The organism is Legionella sp. km772 (assembly GCF_003989735.1).
Taxonomy (GTDB): domain Bacteria; phylum Pseudomonadota; class Gammaproteobacteria; order Legionellales; family Legionellaceae; genus Legionella.
Genome location: NZ_RZGQ01000240.1, coordinates 1 through 3,724 on the forward strand (window position 1 = coordinate 1; position 3,724 = coordinate 3,724).

Consider the following 3,724-nt stretch of genomic DNA (forward strand, 5'->3'; position numbering starts at 1 on the left):
AAGTGAAATAAAAAAATCTAAAAATCCTTCTTCCAGCTTCATTCCTATATCCATTTAAATGAAGCTAGCCTCTCATTATTTACCGATTTAAGCTAGATTTTTTTCATGAGGTGGCCCTGGATCTTAAGTTTTGAGTTATTGTTCACTAAAAACTATTATGGTAACCTCAATATATCTATAAAAATCTTGGAGCCGCTGCGGTTCCAAGATGCAGTAAAATTGCTGTCTTTTTGGAACAATTTTTCTAGTTAGACCATAGTCGAACCGAGACTATTCTTTAAAGATATGTCGCTCCTTTCTAATTAGCTAGCCAGGGAGTCCGGTAATAGTGCAAGGGAGTAAGCATTGTATTAGAGCGCGCATCAAACTCTTGATAATCGTTTAGGGATGTCATTTTTGGCAACAGTTCATGCAGGACATTACAAGGAGTTCAATAATGGTAAATCTACACTTCAAAAGAATCTTAATTTTAGGACTACTAACGGTTTCTTTTAATACGAATGCGCAGACTGATAAAAATGTATTGATGCAACGCTGCCGCGATTTATCGGAAAATATTATCTCTTTAGTTTATAGTCAAGGACGAAGCTCTTGTGTGGAAAAATTAAGTTCCGCATCGATGGAAGTTGAAGCAGCAGGGGATTGGATTATGGCAGACAATCCATTATCTGCAAAACAAGAATTAGAGCATGCTATGTTCTCTCTCCAATACGCCGAATTAAATAGTTGCAACCGTTATATCCAAATTTCCCACGCAAAACTTGAGGCCCAAAAAATAAGAAATCTACTGTAAGGCCTCAGTGGAAACCGAGTATCATCTCACTTTTTACCAGCGTTATTTTTATTAAAGCGCTGGTTTTTTTATTTGGATCTGTATATTTTTGCTACAATTTAATTAGAGACAATTAACCGAGAATATCATGGCTGATCCTGATGTTAAATTAACCCATGACTCAAACACCATACGAACCCCCGAAGAATTCGCCCTTGATCTGGCTAAGTCGGGTACAGATAACTATTTAAACATGAATGAGCCACTGGCCGGAGCAATGACTCAGTTATTAGGTGATGGAGTACCAGGACCCATGGGTAATGAGTTAACCGGCACTGATGATCAGATAGAACAAGAAATAGAGGCCGAAGAAAATAACTATAACGGTCCTTCGATGACCCCCCATCCATAGCAAATCCTTAAAAAAGCTTGTTATTTGCTCCCGACTTAGCTATTATTCCCAGCAAGTCGGGGCGTAGCGCAGCCTGGTAGCGTACTAGCATGGGGTGCTAGTGGTCGAAGGTTCAAATCCTTCCGTCCCGACCAATAGAATCAATAAGTTACAGTATCCCAGTCAAGCACTATACTAAGTCGATCCAAAAATCCCTTTTCTACCTCTCGAACTAAGCCATTATTTTTAACTATACTTTATCTATTTCCATTTGATGTGCTCTTCCCCATTTAAGGGGGCAGCGATAATCACCCGCAGAGCACCCTAACACGCCCTCTATAATTTTCAAAATTCCTAAACCCATAAGCCCATCGTTGTATTAGTTTTCATCTTTCGATGAAAGCCTTCTGTTATTCCATTTGATTTAGTAAACCGCCACATTCTAACTATGTTGCTCTATATAGGGCGTTAATAGCAACGTTCTAGGAGTTCACCAAGTCGTGCGTTTATGCTTATTATTACCAGGACCGTAGGTTGGGCCGTTCGGCCCAACAATGATATTACGGCTCTTCCCAAGTAGTTAGCGTTTTACCTAGAGCAGCTAAAGCTTTAAAAGGACTTTGTTTTAAATCATGAAGCATATCCAGGCAATAAATAGGTATCACTTCCCGGAACTTCTTTTGATTTAACGACTTGTTCATTAATAGTTGATGAAGTTGTGGTTGAAATTGATAAATAGCGTCTATGGCTGGATTTTGGGTTAAGAATGTATCTCGTTTCCTTTGTTTCTCAGGAGTAAGCCTGTCTGGTCTTGTTCTTAATAATGCCAGGATTCCTCGATTGTTTTTGACCTGACTAGAGAGTTCTCGATAGGTCATCATCCACTGGTGTTGCATTAACCCTATGACATGAAACCTATCGGCTACTATATACTATAAGGGCATTAGGAAAGTACTTTTAACCAGAGAGCGATAAGTGGGTTAGCCTAGACTAGATTGATTAAAATGCCCCCTTATTTGGGGTCGAGCCAACGATTTGCATATTGTATAAATGCAATATATTCCTATATATTACTATATTTAAAACTACTCATCGATTTTTAAGGGGTGAATCATTAAATTTTTAATTTTGACGCTTTTCTTTAACACTCTATCTATTTCCTCCTACGCCCTATCTGCAGAAGATGTAGCTCAGATTTATAAGGAGTCTAAGATAACTGCGAGCAATGTGTTTATTGGTGATTCTCTAACTTGGTATGTACCTTGGAATGAATTGCTGGGTAATAAAAATGTGCTAAATCGTGGTCGAAGTGCGGACACTACAGCAGCAATATTAAAAAGGATGGATGGTGTATTATCAGCTCAACCTAAGCGAGCATTTTTGATGATGGGAATGAATGATGCATTAGAAGAAAAAACAACGGTTGATAAAACATTAAGTAATTATCAAAATATTATAGATTTGCTTAAGAAAAATGAAATTAGTATCGTTGTTGTTTCTACTTCACCATGTAATAAAGTACTCAATAAAAAATGTGTTTATGGATTACCTAAGATTATTGAGATTAATGCCCGACTTAAATTATTGACGAAGAAGTATAATATCCCCTATTTGGATTTATATTCATTGTTGAGCGGTAAAGATGGATTAGAGGCGAAGTATGCAGGTGATGGTATTCATTTCAATCTAGAGGGTTATAAATTGTGGGTTTCTCTCGTTGCTCCTTATGTATTATCATAGAAAAATAAAGGCATTCAGCATAACAAAAATTTAGTTCGCTATGCTCCTGTCCGGTGGAATTTCTTTTCTCGGTGGGTTTTTCTCAGCTTAATCTTTTTTGCGGCATTAAAAGAATTGAACATCTCGATTGGAGCAAGGCAGGATATGCAATTTCCCTACACTTGCCTTTAATTGGGGATATTCCTTCAATAAATGTATTAGGTTTTTTAAAAAATCGATTACTGAAGAGTACTGTATCGATGTTGAATGATCGCGTGGCTATGTAATTATTCATGTTCATACTTTTTATAGTACCTAAGGTAGTACGTAATTTTTATAAGAGCTCAAACACACTTTTATAATTTACTAGCTAATTACGAAAGGTATTCTATATTCTTTGAATATATTTGTTTCTATAAAAAGGAATTCCATATGGGACTACCTAATTTACATGCAATATTATTATATATCCAAGATACTATCTCATTTTGTGGGGTTCTTATAATTTTCTTAGGTGTGTTAACCGCCTTGTGGCGATACTTTTCTTATATATTTTTAACTAGAGAAGATACTAGTATTAATCAAATAAGATTGCGGCTTGGAAGAATATTAACCTTAGGATTGGAGTTTATTGTAGCCGCTGATTTAATAGGAACCACCACCGCGCCCGATTATTATTCAATTGGTATTGTTGCAAGCATAGTTTTGATACGGACTTTACTAAGTTACTCATGTTACGCACGGTCAATTTTAAGCTGCCATATTTTTAAGCTCCTGCCAAGCAATCTGGTTCGCTCTAAGAATCAATTTGTACTTAATAGCAAAGTGATTTAAATGAGTTT

Annotated in this window: 5 protein-coding genes, 1 tRNA gene and 1 pseudogene; 5 read left to right on the top strand and 2 right to left on the bottom strand. The window is 36.6% G+C overall.

Translation table 11 applies throughout. The annotated features are described in order from the left end of the window. Positions 1 to 436 precede the first annotated feature (436 nt). The 3 genes from ELY15_RS14470 to ELY15_RS14480 all read left to right on the top strand — a co-directional run bounded on the left by ELY15_RS14470 (position 437) and on the right by ELY15_RS14480 (position 1,318). Entirely contained in the window at positions 437 to 793 is a 357-nt protein-coding gene (locus ELY15_RS14470) for a hypothetical protein (protein ID WP_127101264.1), read from the top strand. 127 nt (positions 794 to 920) lie between these two features. Next, positions 921 to 1,184, top strand: a complete 264-nt coding sequence (locus ELY15_RS14475) for a hypothetical protein (RefSeq protein WP_127101266.1) — start codon at positions 921 to 923, stop codon at positions 1,182 to 1,184. A gap of 57 nt (positions 1,185 to 1,241) precedes the next feature. Further along, a tRNA-Pro gene (locus ELY15_RS14480) sits at positions 1,242 to 1,318 on the top strand. A 153-nt stretch (positions 1,319 to 1,471) separates the two neighbouring features. On the opposite strand, the pseudogene ELY15_RS14485 reads toward ELY15_RS14480, so the two are convergent. Both ELY15_RS14485 and ELY15_RS14490 read right to left on the bottom strand, forming a co-directional pair. Continuing rightward, positions 1,472 to 1,613: pseudogene (locus ELY15_RS14485) on the bottom strand (transposase); the annotation flags it as partial. Between the two features lie 110 nt (positions 1,614 to 1,723). Beyond that, the gene (locus ELY15_RS14490) at positions 1,724 to 2,044 is read right to left on the bottom strand and encodes a transposase (protein WP_233586818.1); all 321 of its coding nucleotides are present in this window, start codon (positions 2,042 to 2,044) and stop codon (positions 1,724 to 1,726) included. A 346-nt stretch (positions 2,045 to 2,390) separates the two neighbouring features. Here ELY15_RS14490 and ELY15_RS14495 point away from each other — a divergent pair, with 346 nt between their 5' ends. Further along, on the top strand, positions 2,391 to 2,903 hold the full coding sequence (locus ELY15_RS14495; protein WP_158617509.1) for a GDSL-type esterase/lipase family protein: 513 nt from the start codon (positions 2,391 to 2,393) through the stop codon (positions 2,901 to 2,903). 411 nt (positions 2,904 to 3,314) lie between these two features. Further along, on the top strand, positions 3,315 to 3,716 hold the full coding sequence (locus ELY15_RS14500; RefSeq protein WP_127101270.1) for a DUF1622 domain-containing protein: 402 nt from the start codon (positions 3,315 to 3,317) through the stop codon (positions 3,714 to 3,716). Positions 3,717 to 3,724 lie beyond the last annotated feature (8 nt).